General features: G+C 26.2%; 22 protein-coding genes and 1 other annotated feature. Of the genes, 18 read left to right on the top strand and 4 right to left on the bottom strand.

Annotation, left to right across the window (positions count from 1 at the left end; genetic code table 11):
* Window positions 1–58: 58 nt before the first annotated feature.
* Complete coding sequence (locus tag CHF27_RS01935; RefSeq protein ID WP_095404657.1) at window positions 59–874, bottom strand: hypothetical protein; 816 nt, start codon at window positions 872–874, stop codon at window positions 59–61.
* 342 nt (window positions 875–1,216) lie between these two features.
* Here CHF27_RS01935 and CHF27_RS01930 point away from each other — a divergent pair, with 342 nt between their 5' ends.
* From CHF27_RS01930 to CHF27_RS01910, 5 genes are all read left to right on the top strand, one after another.
* On the top strand, window positions 1,217–1,915 hold the full coding sequence (locus tag CHF27_RS01930; RefSeq protein WP_095404658.1) for a hypothetical protein: 699 nt from the start codon (window positions 1,217–1,219) through the stop codon (window positions 1,913–1,915).
* Between the two features lie 216 nt (window positions 1,916–2,131).
* Window positions 2,132–2,395, top strand: a binding site (T-box leader).
* Window positions 2,396–2,506: 111 nt separating this feature from the next.
* Complete coding sequence (gene asnA, locus CHF27_RS01925; RefSeq protein ID WP_095404659.1) at window positions 2,507–3,511, top strand: aspartate--ammonia ligase; 1,005 nt, start codon at window positions 2,507–2,509, stop codon at window positions 3,509–3,511.
* Window positions 3,512–3,576: 65 nt separating this feature from the next.
* Window positions 3,577–3,966 (top strand): YkvA family protein, encoded by a 390-nt coding sequence (locus tag CHF27_RS01920; protein ID WP_095404660.1) that lies wholly within the window; start codon window positions 3,577–3,579, stop codon window positions 3,964–3,966.
* 294 nt (window positions 3,967–4,260) lie between these two features.
* Window positions 4,261–5,466, top strand: a complete 1,206-nt coding sequence (locus CHF27_RS01915; RefSeq protein ID WP_095404661.1) for a dicarboxylate/amino acid:cation symporter — start codon at window positions 4,261–4,263, stop codon at window positions 5,464–5,466.
* Between the two features lie 422 nt (window positions 5,467–5,888).
* A complete protein-coding gene (locus tag CHF27_RS01910; protein WP_095404662.1) occupies window positions 5,889–7,094 on the top strand; it encodes a dicarboxylate/amino acid:cation symporter in 1,206 nt (401 codons plus the stop codon).
* Window positions 7,095–7,277: 183 nt separating this feature from the next.
* Here CHF27_RS01910 and CHF27_RS01905 read toward each other — a convergent pair whose 3' ends face one another.
* Complete coding sequence (locus CHF27_RS01905) at window positions 7,278–8,354, bottom strand: pyridoxal phosphate-dependent aminotransferase (protein WP_095404663.1); 1,077 nt, start codon at window positions 8,352–8,354, stop codon at window positions 7,278–7,280.
* 228 nt (window positions 8,355–8,582) lie between these two features.
* On the opposite strand from CHF27_RS01905, the gene hpt reads away from it, so the two are divergent.
* From hpt to CHF27_RS01880, 5 genes are all read left to right on the top strand, one after another.
* Window positions 8,583–9,107 carry a hypoxanthine phosphoribosyltransferase gene (gene hpt / locus CHF27_RS01900; protein ID WP_095404664.1) on the top strand — a complete coding sequence of 175 codons (525 nt, stop codon included), beginning with the start codon at window positions 8,583–8,585 and terminating at the stop codon, window positions 9,105–9,107.
* 317 nt (window positions 9,108–9,424) lie between these two features.
* Window positions 9,425–10,360, top strand: coding sequence for a phosphatase PAP2 family protein (locus CHF27_RS01895; protein WP_095404665.1), 936 nt, complete (start codon window positions 9,425–9,427; stop codon window positions 10,358–10,360).
* Between the two features lie 26 nt (window positions 10,361–10,386).
* Window positions 10,387–11,613: a BaiN/RdsA family NAD(P)/FAD-dependent oxidoreductase gene (locus CHF27_RS01890; protein ID WP_095404666.1), complete on the top strand. Its 1,227-nt coding sequence runs from the start codon at window positions 10,387–10,389 to the stop codon at window positions 11,611–11,613.
* A 102-nt stretch (window positions 11,614–11,715) separates the two neighbouring features.
* Complete coding sequence (locus tag CHF27_RS01885) at window positions 11,716–11,937, top strand: alpha/beta-type small acid-soluble spore protein (RefSeq protein ID WP_095404667.1); 222 nt, start codon at window positions 11,716–11,718, stop codon at window positions 11,935–11,937.
* Between the two features lie 206 nt (window positions 11,938–12,143).
* A complete protein-coding gene (locus CHF27_RS01880; protein ID WP_095404668.1) occupies window positions 12,144–12,314 on the top strand; it encodes a hypothetical protein in 171 nt (56 codons plus the stop codon).
* A gap of 78 nt (window positions 12,315–12,392) precedes the next feature.
* Here CHF27_RS01880 and CHF27_RS01875 read toward each other — a convergent pair whose 3' ends face one another.
* A complete protein-coding gene (locus CHF27_RS01875) occupies window positions 12,393–12,866 on the bottom strand; it encodes a hypothetical protein (protein WP_095404669.1) in 474 nt (157 codons plus the stop codon).
* A gap of 156 nt (window positions 12,867–13,022) precedes the next feature.
* Here CHF27_RS01875 and CHF27_RS01870 point away from each other — a divergent pair, with 156 nt between their 5' ends.
* The 7 genes from CHF27_RS01870 to pduL all read left to right on the top strand — a co-directional run bounded on the left by CHF27_RS01870 (window position 13,023) and on the right by pduL (window position 20,126).
* The gene (locus CHF27_RS01870; protein ID WP_095404670.1) at window positions 13,023–13,496 is read left to right on the top strand and encodes a hypothetical protein; all 474 of its coding nucleotides are present in this window, start codon (window positions 13,023–13,025) and stop codon (window positions 13,494–13,496) included.
* A gap of 33 nt (window positions 13,497–13,529) precedes the next feature.
* Complete coding sequence (locus tag CHF27_RS01865) at window positions 13,530–15,293, top strand: GAF domain-containing SpoIIE family protein phosphatase (protein WP_095404671.1); 1,764 nt, start codon at window positions 13,530–13,532, stop codon at window positions 15,291–15,293.
* 11 nt (window positions 15,294–15,304) lie between these two features.
* The gene (locus CHF27_RS01860) at window positions 15,305–15,910 is read left to right on the top strand and encodes a flavodoxin family protein (RefSeq protein ID WP_095404672.1); all 606 of its coding nucleotides are present in this window, start codon (window positions 15,305–15,307) and stop codon (window positions 15,908–15,910) included.
* Between the two features lie 80 nt (window positions 15,911–15,990).
* Complete coding sequence (gene aroC / locus CHF27_RS01855) at window positions 15,991–17,160, top strand: chorismate synthase (RefSeq protein ID WP_095404673.1); 1,170 nt, start codon at window positions 15,991–15,993, stop codon at window positions 17,158–17,160.
* Window positions 17,148–18,215: a 3-dehydroquinate synthase gene (gene aroB, locus CHF27_RS01850; RefSeq protein ID WP_095404674.1), complete on the top strand. Its 1,068-nt coding sequence runs from the start codon at window positions 17,148–17,150 to the stop codon at window positions 18,213–18,215. Before aroC ends, aroB begins: the two co-directional genes overlap by 13 nt.
* Window positions 18,208–19,467 (top strand): 3-phosphoshikimate 1-carboxyvinyltransferase, encoded by a 1,260-nt coding sequence (gene aroA / locus CHF27_RS01845; RefSeq protein ID WP_095404675.1) that lies wholly within the window; start codon window positions 18,208–18,210, stop codon window positions 19,465–19,467. The genes aroB and aroA overlap by 8 nt, the downstream gene beginning before the upstream one ends.
* 89 nt (window positions 19,468–19,556) lie before the next feature.
* Entirely contained in the window at window positions 19,557–20,126 is a 570-nt protein-coding gene (pduL, locus tag CHF27_RS01840; RefSeq protein WP_095404676.1) for a phosphate propanoyltransferase, read from the top strand.
* A 72-nt stretch (window positions 20,127–20,198) separates the two neighbouring features.
* Here the strand turns inward: pduL and CHF27_RS01835 are convergent, their stop codons facing one another.
* A complete protein-coding gene (locus tag CHF27_RS01835) occupies window positions 20,199–20,576 on the bottom strand; it encodes a winged helix-turn-helix transcriptional regulator (protein ID WP_095404677.1) in 378 nt (125 codons plus the stop codon).
* 379 nt (window positions 20,577–20,955) lie between these two features.
* On the opposite strand from CHF27_RS01835, the gene deoC reads away from it, so the two are divergent.
* Window positions 20,956–21,630, top strand: a complete 675-nt coding sequence (deoC, locus tag CHF27_RS01830; protein ID WP_095404678.1) for a deoxyribose-phosphate aldolase — start codon at window positions 20,956–20,958, stop codon at window positions 21,628–21,630.
* Window positions 21,631–21,811: the final 181 nt, after the last annotated feature.

The following is a 21,811-nucleotide window of genomic DNA, read 5'->3' as shown; positions in this document are numbered from 1 at the left end:
ACTATATTTTAAAAGTACAAGTCATAGAAAATATGACTTGTACTTTTATTTATTAAATTTATTTGCCTTTATTACAACCACCACAGCAACCAGATCCACAACATCCTCCATAATTTTGTCCATATCCATTATTTCCGTAATGCATCATATTAGGTGGACATATAGGTCTAACTTTCTTAGGTGCGCAAGGTGCAGTATAGCAAGGTGTACATTTTTGCATATCGCATGTAGCGAATGCTATAACTATAGCGCTTAATTCAGGTATTAATTTTTCTAATTCACATAAATCATTTATTAAGTCACAAAGCATACATTCAAAGAAAGTAGCGATAACTGTATTACCAGTAGTAGGATTGATATCACAAGTTGCATAATAAACTAATACTGCTGCTTTAGAGACAGCTGATATTAATTTAGTTAATATTTGCATTAATACACATAATAAATCTCCAATTACTTCTGGGCATTTTCCGTTACAGCATATAGAGTCTAATCTAGTTTCTAAAGATTCACAAAGACATAAAAATCTTTCTAGTTGAGCTGCAAATCCATAATTTAAACCTACAGTTCTTTTCAAAATACAGTCTAAAGTATCACAAAGATATACTAATATTCCTGTAGTAGCAACTTCACCACTTTCTTCACTAGAATTTATTAATTTTTCCTTTATAGTGTTCCAAATAGTACAATCGAAAACTACTGAATCTTTAGGTGTATATGTTGATACACATACTCCTCGAGGATCTTTCACATCAACAGGAAATCCTGTGCTAGGTAATGCAGGCAAGATATTTCCATTTATTATACCTAATAGTTGACTAGATACGTATTCTAAATTACCGATATATTCTCCATAATATTTACCACAATTCAAGCTAAACACTCCTTAGTTAATTTTTTTAGAGATTTAATCCCAATCTCAATATTAATATATGGCGATTGTAAAAAAATGACACAAAAATATGAAAAAAAGAAAAAGTAATTTATTAAAAAAATAATAAGCATATAAATGTCTAAAGGGATATTTTAGACAGGTATTTATATAGTCTAATAAAATCTAGTAAAAATAATAATCTATTAGTTTCATATTTTAGTTTAAATTTATAAACTAAATTAGTTATATCGAAATTCTGTCGAAAAATATTTTTAAAATTTAATGTATTTTCTTGGGATTTATCATAGTATAAAGTATATATTTTAATAGGAGTGAATAAATATGAAACAACTCTGTAAAGACAATATAGGATTGAGTTCTGTAAAAATAGATAGAATATATGATATGACTAAGTCCGTAAATAAGGTAAATTCAAATATATCAGTTAATTTTAAAACTTTGACAACATGTGATATTCCAAAAGATACAAAAATAGATATAGTAGAAAGTAAATTAGAACTGAGTACATGCAGTATTCAAAGAAAAACTAAGATAAATGGACATAATGTAAATATAAATGAAGATAAACTAGAAGATAAAATTTGTTTAATTAGAAAATATATAAATTTGAAAGATGAAAACTGTGATAATCTTATTTTAAGTATAACTGAAGATTTAAAAATAGATTTAAAAGTAAAAATAAAATTAAAATGTATTGCACATATAAATGAATGTAATAGTATATGTTTTGAAGCGATAGGGGAAGGGAAAGATTCTATAAGTTTAGTCATAGTTAGTGAAATATGCACACCAAATATAAAAAAATGTGATGAAGATATATATATAAATTTAAAAAATAAAATTATGGCAATAGCAGATCCTAGATATATATTTTTATCACCTATATATGATTGCAACTCAAATATAGATTATCTAATAAGTAATGTATTTTTAAATTATAACTTGGAATTTTATGCAATATCATTAATTCCTTCAAGTTTAAATCTAATTTCATATAATAAAAGCAGAAGCAAGAAATAATAAAAATTATTAAAAAATATAGTAAAAGTTACTATTAATTAAAAAATATAAAGTGTTTATATGAAAATTAAAACTTTAAAGAATAAAAAAAAAGAAATAAGCATAATATATATATAAGATAAAAAAGAAATAAAAAAATTACTATTGACAGAAATAAAAAAATAAATTAATATTATTATAAAATAAAAATTCAAAATATTTATTAAATAAGAAACTTAAAAGACTGTGAAGGGAAGAGTAAATATAGAATGTAGTCGAAGCGAGTTGGTGACGGTGAGAGTCCAACACGAAGTCTATATTGAAGAACATCCTGGAGTTGCTAACCGAAATTTTACCCTGGAAAGTAGGCTTAGCCGGAACCAATCCGTTATCAAATTGGAGTGTATCGATATAAAATTCTGTACATGATGAAGCTGAGTTTGATATATAAATCAAACTAATCAGGGTGGTACCGCGGAAGAGTAGTCTTTCGTCCCTTTTACTAGGGATGAAGGGCTTTTTTTAATGAAAAAATTAATTAAATGTATGTATGACGTCATACTCCATAAAAATTTTAAAACACACTATAATACTTAAAAAGGAGTAAAAAAAATGAAAACTATAATACCAAAAGGATATAAGAGCAAATTAGATATAATAGAAACGCAAGTTGCAATAAAAAAATTAAAGGATTATTTTGAACACAGATTAAGTGAAGAATTAAATTTAATAAGAGTATCATCTCCATTATTTGTATTACCGGAAAGTGGAGCAAATGATAACTTAAGTGGATCAGAAAAAGCTGTTAGTTTTGATATACCATATATGAATAAGTATGCAGAAATAGTACAGTCATTAGCTAAATGGAAGAGAATGGCACTTAAAAAATATGGTTTTGGTGTAGGTAACGGAATATACACAGACATGAATGCAATAAGAAAAAATGAAGAATTAGATAACTTACATTCTCTTTATGTAGATCAATGGGACTGGGAATTAGTAATAGATAAATCAAGTAGAAACCAAAAAACTTTAGTTGAAGTAGTAAGTAGATTATATAAGGTATTTAAAGATACAGAAGATTTTGTGTGTGAAATGGATTCTAATATTAAGAGAATACTTCCAGAGCAAATAACTTTTATAACATCACAAGAATTAGAGGATCTTTATCCTGATTTTAGTGCTAAACAAAGAGAAGATGCTATAGTAAGAGATAAGGGCGCAGTATTTTTAATGCAAATAGGAAAAGTTTTAAATTCAGGACAAAAGCATGATGGAAGAAGTCCAGACTATGATGATTGGGAATTAAATGGAGATATATTATTCTATAATCCTATTCTTGATAATGCATTAGAATTATCTTCAATGGGAATTAGAGTTGATGAAGAAACTTTAGAAAAGCAACTTAAAGTTACAAAATGTGAAGATAGAAAAGAACTAGACTATCACAAGATGCTTTTAGAAGGAAAATTACCATATACAATTGGTGGGGGAATTGGACAATCAAGAATTTGTATGTATTTCTTAAGAAAAGCACATATAGGAGAAGTTCAAGTGGGTATTTGGCCAGAAGAAATGATACAACAATGTAGTGCTTGTGGAGTTCATTTATTATAATATATTTATCTAAAAGGTCATATAGGTTATAATATAGATTAAGCTATATTATAGAGGTGATAAATATGAAGAATTTAATGAGAGTAATAGATTCAGCTTTAAATTTATTTAAGAAAATTTTAGTGAGATTTAGAAATTCAAAATTTGGATTACTTTTCATTGTAAATATATTTAAAATTCCAGATTTTATAAATGATAAGAATGTTAATATAATAAGTAAACTGAAAGTTATATTTTCTATGATTGTTGGTATTTTATACTTAGTTTTAGGAATTGACTTTATACCGGAATTTATTTTTGGTGGATTTGGGCTTATAGATGATTCATTGGTTTTAATTTGGAGTTTAGGAATTGTAAATGAAGAAATTGAGAAATATAAAAAGAATTTAAAAGAACATAAAAACTCAAATATAATAGAAGATATAGAATTTACTATAAAAGATGAAAAAGAATAATATGTTGAAATAAAAAAGAAGTTGTCTAAAAATAATTTTTAAATTGTTAAAAATTATAAATAAGACAACTTCTTTTTATGATAAAAAAAGACAATTTAGATATATATTGATTTTTAAGTTTTAATATTTTGAAAATTCGTAAAAAAAGTAAAAAATAGTAGTAAAAATTATTTTTATAAAATTTAAATAAGAATGTTGACGTTATGTGTAAAAGTTACTACTATTATATATAAGAAGGAGATGAGTAGGAAAAAGCAACGAGATTTTAAAACATAACAATTAGGGGGAATTTTTATGAAAAAGAAAATGGGATTAGTTCCAAAGTTGATTATTGGTATCATAGCCGGTATATTAATCGGAAGTTATGCACCAGAAGTTCTAGTAAAAGTATTAGTAACATTTAGTTCATTATTCGCTTCATTCTTAAAATTTGTTATACCATTTATAATTTTAGGATTTGTAATAGCAGGTATAGCTGATTTAGCAACAGGAGCTGGAAAATTGTTAGGAGTAACAACAGCAATATCTTATGGATCTACTATAATAGCAGGTTCAATAGCTTTTTTAATAGCAACATTAGTATTCCCATCATTTATTAGTGCAGATGTCGCTAGTTCTATAGGGGATCCTGAAGCAGGAATGTTAGGACCAATATTTACAATACCATTAGAACCAATGGTAGACGTAACAGCTGCAATAGTATTTGCATTTATGATGGGTCTAGGAATATCAACATTAAGAAATCATGGTAAAGGTGAAACTTTATATGGAATGGCAATGGAATTCCAAGAAATAGTAACAAAAACTTTATCAACAATAATAATACCATTATTACCAATATATATAGCAGGAACATTTGCTAATATAACTTTTGCAGGACAAGTTTGGAAAATATTAGGTATATTCTGGAAAGTATATTTAATAGTAATACCTTTACATTTAATATACATAACAGCTATGTTCTTTGTAGCAGGAACAATAGATTCTAAAAATCCAATCCAAATGCTTAAGAACCAAATACCTGGATATTTAACAGCTGTAGGTACTCAATCTTCAGCAGCTACTATACCAGTTAACGTTCAATGTGCAGAAAAAAATGGAGTAAGTAAACAAATAAGAGAATTTGTTGTACCTCTTTGTGCTACAATTCACTTAGCTGGAAGTATGATATCTATTACATCATTTACAGTAGCAGTGCTTATGATGAATGGTATGCCTCATGGGGTAAGCGTTATCCTACCATATATCTTAATGTTGGGTGTAGCAATGGTAGCAGCACCAGGAGCACCAGGTGGAGCAATAATGAGTGCACTTCCATTCTTACCAATGGTTGGAATTCCATCAGATGGTGGTTTAGCAAGTTTAATGATAGCTTTATATATAACTCAAGATAGTTTTGGTACAGCAGCTAATATATCTGGAGATAATGCTATAGCGGTAATAATAGACCACTTAAATGATAAATGGAATAAAAAAAGTGAAAAACAAAAAACAGCATAAAAAATAATATATATACTATTTTGTTAAGATACGTATATAAAAGTAAAAAAGGCTATTTCAAAATTTGATTTTGAAATAGCCTTTTTTAGAATTTAAATTAATTATAAAAAGTAAAAAATGCAAGAAGAAAACAAATAAATACAATATTTACAATTTTGTAGATGAAATATATGAAAAAGATTGATAAAATAAAGAATAAAAAATATTATAAAAACTGAATAATCAAAAAAAAGAAATAGATATAAATATAAAAGTTAATTTTAAAAAAATATAAAAAATGTTCGGAAATAACGTTTTCCGGTCGAAAAAAATAAAATTTAGAAAAATAAGGGAAAACGTTGACTTAAAATAAAATCTAGATTATTATAAATACATAGTTTGAAAACAAAACAAAAAAAAGAACTATCGAAGGGAGAATCAGTATGAAGAAAAAAATAGGATTAGTTCCTAAATTAATCATGGGTATCATAGCCGGTATATTAATCGGAAGTTATGCACCACCAATTATAGTGCAAGTTTTAGTAACAGCAGCAACATTATTCTCTGCATTCTTAAAGTTCGTTATACCATTTATAATAATAGGATTTGTAACAGCAGGTATAGCTGATTTAGCAACAGGAGCAGGCAAATTATTAGGAGTAACAACAGGAATAGCATATGGTTCAACTATAATAGCTGGTTTAGGAGCATTTACAGTTGCATCAATAATATTCCCATCATTTATAGATCCAAGTGTAGCTAGTAAAATAGGTAATCCAGAAGCAGGAATGCTACCACCAATATTTACAATACCATTAGAAGCAATGGTAGACGTAACAGCTGCAATAGTATTTGCATTTATGTTAGGTCTAGGAATATCAGGATTAAGAAATCATGGTAAAGGTGAACACTTATATGGAATGGCAATGGAATTCCAAGAAATAGTAACGAAAACTTTATCAACAATAATAATACCATTATTACCAATATATATAGCAGGAACGTTTGCTAATATAACTTATGCAGGACAAGTTTGGAATATATTAAACATATTCTGGAGGGTTTACTTAATAGTAATACCTTTACACTTAATATATTTAGTATGTCAGTTTGCTACAGCGGGAGCAATATCAGGAAAAAATCCTTTCAAAATGTTAAAGAATCAAATACCAGGTTATTTAACAGCTGTAGGAACTCAATCTTCAGCAGCTACTATACCAGTAAATGTTGATTGTGCAGAAAAAAATGGTACAAGTAAGCAAATAAGAGAATTTGTTGTACCTCTTTGTGCAACAATACACTTATCAGGAAGTATAATATCAGTTACATCATTTGCAGTAGCAGTATTAATGATGAATGGTATGCCTCATGGTTTACAAGTTATGTTACCTTTCATATTAATGTTAGGAATAGCAATGGTAGCAGCACCAGGAGCGCCAGGTGGAGCAATAATGAGTGCACTTCCATTCCTACCAATGATAGGAATACCTTCAGATGGTGGACTTGCAAGTTTAATGATAGCTTTATACTTAACTCAAGATAGTTTCGGTACTGCTGCAAATGTATCTGGAGATAATGCAATAGCTGTAATAGTAGATCATTTAAATAAAAAGTGGACTAAAAAAGAAGACAGTAAGAGAGCTGCTTAATTGTAGATTTATACATATAATAAATTAACTAATACTAAAAGGCCTTTAGAGATAAAATAATATCTTTAAAGGTTTTTTATTTTTTTATGTATATTAAAAAATCTGAATCAACGCTGAAAATTATAAAAATTTCAAATTATGATACAGACTTTTTAAATTTTTTTTAAGTTAAGATTTTATAATTTAATTAAATATTTTTTTTAGTTCACTAATCAATAATTTATTTTCTTTAGGTTTCAAGATACAAACTCTAAAGAAAAATTCATTTAATCCATCAAATGATGCACAGTCTCTTATTATTATTTTGTTTGGAATCAATTTTTCTCTTAGCTCTTTTCCTGTTAAATCTTCAGATTTGATTTTACAAAGTATAAAATTACCTTGGCTTTCATATACTTTTAAATCTTTTATATTACTTAATTCTTTAACTAAATAATCTCTTTCTCTAAGCATTATATCTACAGTATTTGATATAAAGTCTTCGTCTGTAAACATAATCTCACCCATAGAAGATGCCAATATATTTATATTCCATAAATCTAGATTAGAATTTATATTGTTTTTGATTTCTTCATTACAAATAAGTCCATATCCAAGTCTAATGCCAGGAGTAGAGAAGAACTTTGAAGTACCTCTTATTACAAATAAATTAGGATGAGTATCTACTAATTGAGTTGATGAATATGTATTTGTATCAGTAAACTCAATATAAGTTTCATCAATCATTACAAATGATTTTGTACTTTCTAAAATTTCTTTAACCTCATATTTTGAAAAAGTAAATCCTGTAGGATTATTAGGATTACATATTATAATTAAATCGTAATCATTTTTGTTTAATTCTAGTATAAGTTCTTTAGTATCTATCTTGAAATCATTTTCACACTTGGCAAAATACTTTTCTACTTTGCAATTAATTTTAGATAATTCTTTTTCATACTCAGAATAAGCAGGAGAAATTAGTAAAGCTTTCTTTGGATTAATTGTTTCTATAAAAGAAGAAATTAATTCAGTAGCTCCACTTCCTAAAATTATATTTTCATCTAGACATTTGCAGTAGCTAGATACGGACTTCTTTAAGTTTATATAATCTGGATCTGGATACATAGATACCATGTTAATATTGTTTATAACGTATTCCTTAGCAAGCTTAGATGTACCAAAAGGATTTATATTAGAACTGAAATCCATAAACTCTTCTTTTGAAAAACCATATTTACTAGAAAGATTGTATAAATTAGCTCCATGATTAACACTCATAAAAATACCTCCTAAAATAACGCATAATTAATGCATGTATACATAAATTATAATACAAATAAAACTTTATTCCAAATCTTTATAAATAAAAGATTTGAGTATCATGAAAAATTTAGGAAAAATAATGAAAATACGAATTATATATCAAAAAATAATAAAAACATTCTATTATTAATATGGATATGATATAATATAATAGAAGAATATACGGAATAAGGGAGGAGTAACATGTTTAAAGTTACTAAGACAATGCTATCTGAAGAACAGATACAGCAAAAAGTTCAAGAAATAGGAAAACAAATAGAAAAAGATTATAAAGATGAAGAGTTATTAGTAGTAGGTATACTTAAAGGAGCAAGTGTATTTGTCGCTGATTTAATAAGAAATATAGATTTAGATGTAAATATAGATTTTATGAGTGTTTCAAGTTATGGAAATTCAACAGAATCTTCAGGAACTGTAAAAATACTAAAAGATTTAGATGTTGATATAGAGGGAAAAAATGTACTAATAGTAGAAGATATAATAGATTCAGGATTGACACTAAGTAATTTAGTAGCAGCATTAGAAACTAGAAAACCTAAATCATTAAAATTATGTACATTATTAGATAAACCAGAAAGAAGAAAAGTTAATATACCTGTAGATTATGTAGGATTTGTTATAGAAGATAAATTTATAGTAGGATACGGTATAGATTATGCTGAAAAATATAGAAACTTACCTTATATAGGAATAGTAGAAGAAGTATAAAATTAATTAAAAATTAAAGGAACTATCTCAAAATATAAAAAATTATTTTAATTTTGAGATAGTTCCTACTTTTATTTTAAATATAATTTTTGAAATTAATACTATTTATGTTTTTTAAAAATACCAATAGTTGCAAATATTAATAATATATATATTATTAATATAAAATAATAATATAGGTATATTATATAATAATGCCTAAAATATTCATGTGATAAATAATAAAGTAAATTTTGTATACATTGAATAAATATGTATATTTATACAAAATATTTAGGTATAATTGCATAAGAGATTAATTAAATAGGAGGAAAATGATGGATATTCAATTAAGCATATTACAATATTTTCAGAGTATAAGAAATCCGATTTTAAATATGACATTTTTATTATTTACAATAAGTACCGAATTACCGGTAATAGTATTAATAACAGCATTTACATATTGGTGTATAAATAAGAAGTATGGTCAAAAAATTTTATTTTCTTTAGTAGGAAATATAACTATAAATACAAGTATAAAAGATTTTTTTAAGGCGCCAAGACCTATTGGAATGAAAGGAATCGAATCACTAAGAGTATCAACCGCAACGGGTTATTCATTTCCAAGTGGGCATACACAGACAGCAACAAGTTTTTGGACAAGTATTATGATAATATTTAGAAAAACTTGGATATACATTTTAGGTACAATAATGATTTTAAGTATAGGGATATCTAGATTATATTTAGCAGTTCATTGGCCAATAGATGTAATTTTTGGATGGACATTTGGGATTATATTTACTATTTTAATAAGTAAAATATTTGATTATGTAGATGAAAATAAAAAATATAGTATATTTATTTTTATATTAATTCTATTTATAATTATTGCATTTTTTCTAAATAGTGAAAGCTATATAAAAGTATTAGGCCTTTTAACTGGATTAATACTAGGATATATAATTGAAGATAAATTTATACAGTTTGAAACTGGAAATAATAACAAACAAACAATAAATTTTAGTAATAGACAAACAAAAAAAAGAAGTAGAGCATTTATAAATTTAATAAGATTTATATTAGGCATTTTAACATTAGCTTTAGTTTATATATTGTTAAAAGTAGGAATGCCTTATATTTTAGAATTAATAGAATTAAAAAATTTAGATTTTACAAAAAAAATATTAGATTATATAAGATATACTATAGTTATGTTTTATGGTGTAGCGGGAGTACCTGCATTGTTTAAAGCATTTAAATTAAGTTAACTTAAATATCATGGAAGGGTGATTGTTTGAAAAAGGTAGTAGTAATAGGAGCAGGAGCAGCAGGGATGATGGCAGCATCAGTAGCAGCAGACAGAGGACTTCATGTAACTCTTCTTGAAAAAAATAACAGGGTTGGAAAAAAGATTTTAATAACTGGAAAAGGTAGATGTAATATTACAAATGACTGTGAAATAGAAGAATTAATAGAAAATGTACCTACAAATGGTAAATTTTTATATAGTGCTTTTTATACATTTACAAATAATGATGTTATAGATATGTTTAATAATTTGGGAGTTAAAACAAAAACGGAAAGAGGAAAAAGAGTATTTCCAGAAAGTGACAAGGCACATGATGTTGCAAATGCTTTAGAAAAGCAAATAAAAAATAAAAAAGTGAATGTAGTATTAAATTCACAAGTAGATAAAATAATATCTAAGGATAACAAAATTGAAAAAATAATTTTGAAAGATAAAAAAGAAATTAAATGTGATTCTGTTATTGTAGCAACTGGAGGCATTAGTTATCCAAGGACTGGGTCAACTGGTGATGGATATAGATTTGCTAAATCATTAGGGCATACTATAATAGATACTAAACCATCTTTAATTGGTATAGAAGTTCAAGAAAATTTTGTTAGAGACTTAGAGAAATTATCATTAAGAAATGTTGCTATTAAAGTATTTAATAGCAAAAATAAAAAAGTTTATGAAGATTTTGGAGAAATGGAGTTTACTAAATTTGGAGTAGATGGACCTATAATAAAATCTGCTAGTTGTAGAATGAAAGACACAACAAAGGAAAATTATAAAATAGTAATAGACTTAAAACCTGCATTAGATGAAGAAAAACTGGATAAGAGAGTTCAAAAAGATTTTCAAAAGTATACTAATAAAAAATTTGAAAAATCATTAGATGATTTATTACCTCAAAAGCTTATACCAATAATAATAAACCTTAGCGAAATTAATCCAGAAACTTTAGTTCATCAAATATCGAGAGAACAGAGAAAATTTTTGGTTAATTTACTTAAAAATTTAACATTAACAGTTAAAAGATATAGACCTATTGATGAAGCTATAATAACTTCAGGAGGAGTAAAGGTAAGTGAAATAAATGCAAGTACAATGGAATCTAAACTAGTAGAAGGGTTATTCTTTGCTGGTGAAGTTATAGATGTTGATGCTTATACGGGAGGATTTAATCTTCAAATAGCATTTTCTACAGCATATTTGGCGGGATTAAATTGTTAAAATTATTATAAAATTGTCGGAAATAATTACCTGAATGAAAAATTGAGAATTTCATATAATACTATCAAGCAACAAATAAATAACAGAAAAGAGGTAATCAACATGGCAAACAATAATAATAACAACAAAACAGTAGTTCCAGGAGCAAAGGCAGCATTAAACCAAATGAAATTAGAAATAGCTAATGAACTTGGTATGTCTAACTATCAACAAGTTGATAAAGGAAACCTTACAGCAAGAGAAAATGGTTATGTAGGTGGATACATGACTAAAAAATTAGTTGAACTAGCTGAACAACAAATGGCTGGGAAACAACAACAATAATAAAATAATAAATATGATAAATTAAAAAATTATTATAAAGAACCACCCAGGGACCCTATAGTTTTAACTATAGGGTCAATTTTATTTTGGAATATAGATGTATAAATATAAAAGATATAAGAAAGATATTTAATTTTAAAATATAAATAAAAATAAGTACTATGGACAAAATAAAATTGAAATTAAATTACATAAGGAGTGATATTTTGAGTACAATTAATTTTGAAGAAGTAAAAACAAATTTTATAAATGCAGATTTAGATGGAAAGATACGTATTTATACAACAACTGAAGGTTTAACAGTAGAACAATTTAGAGAGTTATTAAAATTTTATCCAATTCAATATTTATCTAAATTAGAAAAAGCGTTAGGATAAATAAAAAAAAGAAGTCATTTGACTTCTTTTTTTTATTTATAGAATTTATAATTAAAAAAATTTATATAAGTATGTATTTTAGTGAGTAGTATGTTTATGAACATAATTATAAATTCTTTCATTTCCAAGGTCTATATTTCCTGTTGTAATAAATTTGGTTATATTCTCTACTTCAAGGGCATTTAGATATTGATAAGGAATTGCTAAGGTATATCCTGTTGATGATAATAAATTCCTAAGTTGTATTTTTTGGGTAATAGTTGGTTTTTCTACGGGTTGCTTATTTTTTCTTTTTTTAGATTTTGATATATTATCATTTTGTAAATTAATTAAAGTATCTATATAATTTATATAAGATGATTTAAAATCTTGTTGGTTTAAAATTACATCATCTATTATATCTTTAATTGAATCATTAGATAGAATATTATCAGCAAACGTATCAGCAGTTAACTTGCCTGTTACAATTCCTTTTTGATATTTCCTTAGGACCTTTTTGGTATAACCATATATTTTACAACGTGTTTCTAAGTCTAGTTCATCGATATGCATTTAAAACACTCCTTTTATTTAAATATAAAATATAATGATAATTGAGAATTTATATAAAATTGAAAATATATATCAATATTTATTATTGACAAGTATAGAAAATAATATAATTGTAAAAATTACAAATATATGTAATAAAATTAAGGAGTGTGCAAAATGATAAGTGGAATAATTAAATTGTTTTATTCTGAAGTTGTAAAAACTAAGATGGGAAGCATGAAATCAGATCCATATAAACTAAGAGCTGAATGTCAAGATATTAAAAATATAACTTTAAGAATAGATAGTATATTTTTTAAGATAATTAAATTAATATTTGGAGTAGTATTTTTATTATTAGCATTTAATATAAATATCATATTCGGAATTGGTACATTTTTAATAGAAATATCTTATATAGTTTATAAAAAAAATTTAGAATGTAAGATAAAAGAAAATTTAGATAACATAAAAAATAATATAGAAATATCTGCAACAAATATAATAAATGAAAAGGCAAAATTAGATCTTAATTTATTAGTAACACTGTTATTAGTTGGGATTTTAACTAAGTTTAACTATATAATAGTTATTAGCTTTATGATAGTTTTTTTATTTACTATAAAAGACATATATAGTAATATAAAATAAACCAATAATTTTTTTGGGGGGAGGAACATACGAATGAGTAAAGATAGTTATAAAATGAAAAATATAGTTGAGATATCTACTATTGTAGCTCAGTCATCAGATTTTTTTAGTATAAAAGATAAAATAGTAGAAAAAATGCTTGAAGTAGTTCATCCAACAAAGGCGTGTGTCAACTTATTTTATAAGAATAATTATGAGCATGCCTATTTAGTATGTTCAGAAACTTTAGAATATGTATCTCAAGTTTTTCCGATGAATAATCCTAGAGGGGTAAAAATCGACTTTAATACATATCCTAAATATATACAAGAAGCTGTTAAAGATAAAAAAGTAATATATGTAAAAAATATATTTGAAGATACTAGAGCAATAGATGAAAGAGATTTAGCAACGAAAGAAGGATATGTAGGAAGAATTGTATTTCCTCTTATGATAAACAATGTGGTTGTAGGATTTATGACTTGTTTTTTAACTAAAGAAGATTATTTAACAGAATATGATATTGATTTTATATCATCTATTGCATATTTAATAAGTTTATCTATAGAAATAACTACTAAAAATAATGATATACAAATGTTAGTACATAAGCTTAGAGGAGCTATAAGTTCTATAAATCAAGCAACAAAGAAATTGTATCTAAATAAAAATATAAATGAGTTCTTAGAGCATTTAAGTAAACAAGCGTGCCATATTACTAATAGTAAAGAAGCTTTGATAATAATAAATGAACAAGACTGTAAAAATAAAATTTTTAGCAGTTACAATATCGAAGAAAAAAACAGCATTAATATATATCATATAATAGAAAATGTACTTTCTGAAGAATCTATGGGTGAGTATTCGAACAATATAATTACACCAATACAAGAAAGTAGAGACATTAAAAGTTATATTTATTATAAGCTTAAAGAAAAGAATAAAGTGGTAGGATGTATTGTTTGTGCAAATAGCAAAGCATATACAGATGATGACTTAAATATATTAAGTATACTAGCTAAACAAGTATCGGTAGGTATGCAACTTTATGAATACAATTTACAAGAAGTTAAGCATAAAGTACTAGCTAATGAATTAAATATATTAAACAAACAACAAAAGCTTATAATGGATAAAAGTAAAATGGATTGTAATGAAAAGAAAGAATTATACTATTATCATAAACCAGCAAGAGTAGTCGGTGGAGATTTTTACTATGCTATGAAAGTCGATGAAGAACATATAGTTTATATAGTTGCAGATGTTATGGGTCATGGAATGGTATCGAACTATGTAGTAGCTATGATAAAAGGTGCTTTTAAGGTACTTTGTCATCAGTTTACAACAGCTGGAGAAATAATGACAAATTTAAATAGAATGCTATATGATGAGTTTGATAAAATGGGAGTGTTTACAACTTGCTTAGTATGTGCTATGAACACTAAAGAAAATACTATTTCGGTTTCTAATGCAGGACATTATAGTCCAATAGTTATAAATAAAGATGGAAGCATAGTTAAAAATTTAAACTGTATAAAAGGGATTCCTATTGGTATTATGGATGATGCAAATTATACAGATAATACACATGAAATAAATGAATGTCCTATGATATGTATGTATACAGATGGTATACTTGAAATAAAAAATAAGAATAAAGAAGAATATGGAATAGATAGATTAGAAAAATTTTTAAGTGAAAATGTGGGAAATAGTCAGCAAAAAATAGTTGAAAATTTAAAACAAGAGTTAAAGAAATTTTCATGTAAAGATAGCTATGATGATGATATATTAATAGTTATGTTGAAAGATAAATAAAGAGGTGAATCATGAATATAGATAATCCTAATATATTAATAATAAATGGTAGCCCAAGAAAAAATAAAAATTGCTATTCTATAGCAAAAGTAATATCATCTAAGTTAAAAGAAAGTAACATTAGTAACAAAATATTTAATATATATGATATGGATATAGAGTATTGCACAGCATGTGGATTTTGTGATAAAACAGGATATTGTAGAATTAAAGACGATATGACTCCTATGTATGAAATGTTTGATAATTGCGAAGGTTGTATAGTAATAAGTCCTGTTCATTTTGATTGTATTTCAGCTAAGTTAAAAACAGTTGTAGATAGAACTCAAGCTATATATGCAAGTAAATATGTATTAAACCAATCATCTATTGACAGAAATAAAAAACGTATAGGTATGTACATAGCAGTAGGTGGTAGTAAGCCATATGGAAGTCAATTTATGGGAGGACAAATAGTTATGGATTTTTTCTTTAAAAGTATAAATAATAAACTTTTATATAAACTGCATTTACATAGTACTGATGATTTATCATATGATAATAATAGTGAATTTAAAAACATATTTAATAAAAGCGTCGAAGAATATAAAAATGAAATAATTAGTATTTTAGTTTAAAATATAATATTAAATTTATAATAAAAAGCTGTTTCAAAATATAATTTTGAAACAGCTAATTTTAAATAGGAGGACAAGTAATGCTTAGATATTTGACAAGTGGGGAATCTCATGGCAAAAGTTTAATATCTATATTAGATGGGGTTCCATCAAATATAGAATTGAATATAGAAGAACTAAATAATGAACTAAAGAAACGTCAAAGTGGCTATGGACGCGGTCAAAGAATGAAAATAGAGCAAGATAAAATAAATATATTAGGGGGAGTTAGAGGAAGAATAACTTTAGGTGGTCCAATTTCTATAGAAATAGGAAATAAGGATTATGAAAATTGGACAGAGTTTATGAATCCTATGAAAGAAATAGACCGTGACACTAAAAGAGTTAGTAATGCAAGACCAGGACATGCAGATTTAGTAGGAAGTCTAAAATATGATTTTGATGATGCTAGAAATGTATTAGAAAGATCAAGTGCCAGAGAAACTGCTAGTAGAGTTGCAATTGGAGCTATTTGTAAGCAAATACTTAAAAATTTTAATATAGATTTTGTTTCCCATGTAGTTCAAATAGGAAGCGTTAAGGATGAAGATTTATATGAATTTGATTATATAAAAGAAAATGTAGATAATAGTGACGTGAGATGTGTAAATAAAGAAATTGAAAAACAAATGATAGAACAAATAAAAATAGTTAAGTCTAAGGGTGATACTATAGGTGGAATAGTAGAAATTAGAGTGAAAAATGTGATTCCAGGTTTGGGTTCCTACACTCAGTTTGATAAAAAAATAGATGGAGAATTAGCTATGCACCTTATGTCAATTCAGGCAATAAAAGGAGTTGAAGTCGGTATAGGATTTGATGTTGCATCTTATATGGGATCTCAAGTTATGGATGAAATATCTTATACAAAGGAAAAAGGTATAAAACGTATAACTAATAGACTTGGAGGTATAGAAGGAGGGATGACTACTGGTGAGGAAATAATAATAAGATGTGCAATGAAACCTATTCCAACGCTATATAAACCTCTTCAATCAATTAATATAAATTCATTAGAAAAATATGAAGCTAGTGTTGAAAGATCCGATAGTTGTGCAGTTCCTGCGTGCAGTGTAGTATGTGAAAATGTAGTAGCCTTTGTTATATGTAAATTCTTCTTAGATAAAATAGGAGGAGACAATTTATATGACATAAACAAAAATTATAACTCATACATAAAAAGGTTAGGTGATAGAGGATGGAAAAGATAAAAAATAGAGTATGTAAAGTATTTATAGACAATAGTTATAAATCTTTTAATATTGCCTTGGAAAAGACTAATATAAATGATGTTTATGATGCAGTTCTAATAATAACTGACCAAAATGTATATAATAGTCAATTGAATAAATTTGTAGCTTCTATAAAAGCAAAAACTATATATGAATATATAATACCACATGGAGAAGAATCTAAATCATTAGAAGTTTATGAAGAAATAATGAAGTACTGCATAAAAATAAACTTATCTAGAAAATCGGTTATTATAGCTTTAGGAGGAGGTGTAGTAGGTGATTTGGTTGGATTTGTAGCATCTACATATATGAGAGGTATAGATGTTATACAAGTGCCAACAACATTACTTGCACAAGTAGACTCATCAATAGGTGGAAAAACAGGAATAAACTTAGGAAATTTAAAAAATATAATAGGAACATTTTATCAACCAAAGTTTACATATACTAATGTGGAATCATTAAAAACTTTGCCATATAAGGAGTTTTTAGGTGGTATGGCAGAGGTAATTAAATATGGATTTATATATGACTATGAATTTTTAAATTATTTAGTAGAAAATAGTGAAAATATATTAGATAGAGATACAGAATGTTTATTTTATATAGTAGAAAAGTGTGCAAGTATAAAAGCACATATAGTAGAACAAGATGAAAATGAAGGTGGTCTTAGAAAAATTTTGAACTTTGGACATACTTTTGGACATGGAGTAGAAAAACTTTGTGGTATTAGTCATGGAGAAGCTGTGAGTATAGGTATGCATATGGCATTTAAATTATCTTTAAAAGAAGAATTTATAGAAGAAAAGTACTATAATAAGTTTGTAGAGGTATGTAAATTATATGATTTGCCTCTAACATTTGAAGGTATAGATGAAGAAAAAGTATTTGAAGTTATGAAAAATGATAAAAAAAATAGTTTTTCAAAAATAAATTTAGTACTGCCTGTAGGTTTAGGAAGAGTAGAGATAATGAATAATATTAAAGAAACTTTAATAATAGATATCATAAAGAGGTGCAAAAATGCTTAAAGGAAGTTTTGAACTTATAGGAGATAAATCAATATCTCATAGAGCTATAATGTTTTCATCTATATCAAAAGGATATAATAAAATTAGTAATTTTTTAATGGGACAAGATTGTTTAAGTACTATTTCGTGTTTTAGAAAAATGGGAATAGACATAGATATAAAAGGAAAAGATGTTTTCGTAAAAGGAAATGGATTAAGAGGATTAAAAAAACCAAATGAAATATTAGATGTTGGAAATTCTGGAACTACAATAAGGCTTATAATGGGAATACTAGCAGGAAATGAATTTGAATCAACATTAATAGGAGATGAATCTATATCTAAAAGACCAATGAAAAGAGTAACGGACCCTTTAAGAACTATGGGATGTAAAATAGAAGGAAAAGAAGATGCTAATTATACGCCTATAAAAATATATGGAGGAAATCTTAGAGGGATAGATTATAAAATGCCGGTGGCTTCAGCTCAAGTAAAATCTGCAATAATACTTGCAAGTCTTTATGCAAATGAGAATAGTATTATATATGAGAAATCTAAATCTAGAAATCATACAGAAATAATGTTGAAATCTTTTGGAGCAGATATAAATGTAAATGACTTAAAAATAAATATAAATCCAGTCGATGAACTATATAATCAGGATGTATATGTTCCTGGAGATATATCATCAGCATCATTTATAATAGTTGGAACTTTAATTACTAAGGGTTCAGAAGTACTTATAAAAAATGTTGGGTTAAATAAAACTAGGACAGGAATATTAGATGTAGTAGAAGCTATGAATGGTAATATTGAGATAATAAATCAAAGAATAGTAGGTGGAGAAATAGTAGGAGACTTATTAGTGAGATATAGTCCTAATTTGATAGCAACTACTATTAATAAAGATATCATACCAAGGCTTATAGATGAAATTCCTATAATAGCATTACTTGCTACTCAAGCAGAAGGAACTACAATAATAAAAGATGCAAAAGAATTAAAGGTGAAGGAAAGCAATAGAATAAAAACTGTTGTAGATAACTTAAAATTAATGGGAGCAGATATAGAAGAGCTAGAAGATGGAATGATAATAAAAGGAAAAAATAAATTAAAAGGTGGCAAAATAAAAACATTTAAAGATCATAGAATAGCTATGACATTTTCTATTGCAAACTTAATATCAGATGGAGATATTAAGCTAGATAATGAAGAATGTATCAATGTATCATTTCCAGGATATTTAGAGTTAATATCAAATTTATTAAAATAATGTAATAGCATTTGATTTTACTAGGAATTTTATGTATAATTATAAATGTAAATGTACATTGTATTTAAAAAACAAGGAGGAATTTTTTTATGAAATTACCAATAGCTTTATCAAATAGACACGTTCATCTAAGTCAAGCAGACGTAGATGTATTATTCGGAGCAGGACATGAGTTAACTCATTTCAAACCATTATCTCAACCAGGTCAATTTGCTTGTGATGAGAAAGTTGATTTAGTAGGACCAAAAGGAACTATAAAAGGTGTTAGAGTTTTAGGACCAGCTAGACCATCTACACAAGTAGAAATATCTTTATCTGATGGATTTGCATTAGGTGTAAAAGCTCCAATAAAAGAATCTGGTGATGTAGCAGGAACTCCAGGTGTTAAATTAGTAGGACCAGCTGGTGAAGTTGAATTATCAGAAGGTGTTATAGTTGCATCTAGACATATACATATGCATACAGATGATGCTGCTAAATTTGGTGTTAAAGATAAGCAAATAGTAAAAGTTAGAACTTTTGGACCAAGAGCAGTAGTATTTGAAAATGTTTTAGTAAGAGCTAGTGAAAAATTTGCTTTAGAAATGCACGTTGATGTTGAAGAAGGAAATGCAGCTGGTGTTAGAAACGGTGAAGAAGTAGAATTAATAGCTGAATAATTTAGTTGTTTAATTTTTTACTAAATAATGAATGTATAAAAAATAACCTTAAAATGATTAATCATTTTAAGGTTATTTTTTTTCTATAATATTTCGTTTTCCATAATCAATTCCAAAACTATACATTTGTTCAAGCAGAGGAATCATATTTTCACCGATTTTAGTCAGACTATATTCTACCTTTGGAGGCACTACGGGGTATACTGTCCTGTTTATTAAACCATCTTCTTCTAAACTTCTTAATTGGTTTGTAAGCATCTTTTGAGTTACATCTGGTAGTTTTCTTTTTATTTCACTAAATCTTAAACATCCACTACTTAAATACCATAATATTAAAATTTTCCATTTTCCTGAAATTAACTTATGTACTAAAACTATTGGGCAAGTATTATATTTTGCACATCTTTCGTTCATATGGCATTTGTGATGGAGTGATATTTCTTTCTTCATTGTATACACCTCTTGCTGAAATTATAATATAAAAAATATCTTGTTAATTTTTTTAATTATATCATAAAAAGAGATATATTTATTGTGACTTAGTATCTTTTTGTATACTATATATAAATAAAGTGCCTACTTGTAAAAAAAACAAGTAAATTATATTATAAAACTATAATTATAAAATTGATTGTTTACATGAAAACTAAACATATAAATTTAGTTATTAATAAAATTGCTTTAGAGAGTTTTTTGCGATAATTAAATTGGTTTTGGAAAGAATATAGTTTGTATGTAGGCAAAGTTAAACAGCAGTTTAAATAGTTCTCATAATATGATAACATTAAATATGAAATAACTTACATTTAAATAATAAGGAGAACTCATTATGAAAAATAAAATATCAAATATGATTGATCACACAATATTAAAGGCATTTGCTACAAAAGAAGATGTTGTAAAGATATGTAATGAAGCGAAAGAAAATGGATTCTTTTCAGTATGCATAAACCCAACACAAATAGAATTTGTAAAAAATGAATTAAAAGGATCAAATGTAAAAGTTTGTACAGTTATTGGATTCCCTTTAGGAGCAAATACATCAGAAGTGAAAGCATTTGAAACTAAAGATGCAATAGCAAAAGGTGCAGATGAAGTAGATATGGTTATAAATATAGGTGCATTAAAAGATAAAAACTATGATTTAGTATTTAATGATATAAAAGCAGTAGTTGATGCTGCAGATAAAAAAGCTTTAGTAAAAGTAATAATAGAAACTTGCTATTTAACTGATGAGGAAAAGAAAATAGTTTGTGAGTTATCTAAAAAAGCTGGAACTGACTATGTAAAAACTTCTACAGGATTTGGAACTGGTGGATCTACTCCAGCAGACATAAAACTTATGAGAGAAACAGTTGGACCAGATTTAGGAGTTAAAGCATCAGGTGGAGTTAGATGTACAGAAGATGCTATAGCAGTAATTGAAGCAGGTGCATCTAGAATAGGTGCTAGTGCATCAGTTGAAATTATAAATGGTGGCAAAATTTCTGGTAGTGGATATTAAATGGTTTAAATTTAAAATTTAGGGTATATAAAATAACGAAAAGAAAATTTTTATGTTAAATAAATAAATTTAATATGAGAATTACTTAAATATATTAGTAAATTTAATATAAAAGAAGGACATTGTCCAATAGTGTAGAAGTTTTGTTAAAAGAATAATATTTATGTATATTGTATTTGTT

The organism is Romboutsia maritimum (assembly GCF_002251085.2).
GTDB lineage: Bacteria > Bacillota > Clostridia > Peptostreptococcales > Peptostreptococcaceae > Romboutsia_B > Romboutsia_B maritimum.
Note: the sequence above shows the minus strand (reverse complement) of the source record. Positions and strands in the feature narration are given on the sequence as shown.

Coding starts and splice junctions, on each gene's coding strand:
- CHF27_RS01930 (WP_095404658.1), top strand. CDS start 1,217: ATGAAACAACTCTGTAAAGACAATATAGGATTGAGTTCTGTAAAAATA.
- asnA (WP_095404659.1), top strand. CDS start 2,507: ATGAAAACTATAATACCAAAAGGATATAAGAGCAAATTAGATATAATA.
- CHF27_RS01920 (WP_095404660.1), top strand. CDS start 3,577: ATGAAGAATTTAATGAGAGTAATAGATTCAGCTTTAAATTTATTTAAG.
- CHF27_RS01915 (WP_095404661.1), top strand. CDS start 4,261: ATGAAAAAGAAAATGGGATTAGTTCCAAAGTTGATTATTGGTATCATA.
- CHF27_RS01910 (WP_095404662.1), top strand. CDS start 5,889: ATGAAGAAAAAAATAGGATTAGTTCCTAAATTAATCATGGGTATCATA.
- CHF27_RS01905 (WP_095404663.1), bottom strand. CDS start 8,354: ATGAGTGTTAATCATGGAGCTAATTTATACAATCTTTCTAGTAAATAT.
- hpt (WP_095404664.1), top strand. CDS start 8,583: ATGTTTAAAGTTACTAAGACAATGCTATCTGAAGAACAGATACAGCAA.
- CHF27_RS01895 (WP_095404665.1), top strand. CDS start 9,425: ATGGATATTCAATTAAGCATATTACAATATTTTCAGAGTATAAGAAAT.
- CHF27_RS01885 (WP_095404667.1), top strand. CDS start 11,716: ATGGCAAACAATAATAATAACAACAAAACAGTAGTTCCAGGAGCAAAG.
- CHF27_RS01875 (WP_095404669.1), bottom strand. CDS start 12,866: ATGCATATCGATGAACTAGACTTAGAAACACGTTGTAAAATATATGGT.
- CHF27_RS01870 (WP_095404670.1), top strand. CDS start 13,023: ATGATAAGTGGAATAATTAAATTGTTTTATTCTGAAGTTGTAAAAACT.
- CHF27_RS01865 (WP_095404671.1), top strand. CDS start 13,530: ATGAGTAAAGATAGTTATAAAATGAAAAATATAGTTGAGATATCTACT.
- CHF27_RS01860 (WP_095404672.1), top strand. CDS start 15,305: ATGAATATAGATAATCCTAATATATTAATAATAAATGGTAGCCCAAGA.
- aroC (WP_095404673.1), top strand. CDS start 15,991: ATGCTTAGATATTTGACAAGTGGGGAATCTCATGGCAAAAGTTTAATA.
- aroB (WP_095404674.1), top strand. CDS start 17,148: ATGGAAAAGATAAAAAATAGAGTATGTAAAGTATTTATAGACAATAGT.
- aroA (WP_095404675.1), top strand. CDS start 18,208: ATGCTTAAAGGAAGTTTTGAACTTATAGGAGATAAATCAATATCTCAT.
- pduL (WP_095404676.1), top strand. CDS start 19,557: ATGAAATTACCAATAGCTTTATCAAATAGACACGTTCATCTAAGTCAA.
- CHF27_RS01835 (WP_095404677.1), bottom strand. CDS start 20,576: ATGAAGAAAGAAATATCACTCCATCACAAATGCCATATGAACGAAAGA.
- deoC (WP_095404678.1), top strand. CDS start 20,956: ATGAAAAATAAAATATCAAATATGATTGATCACACAATATTAAAGGCA.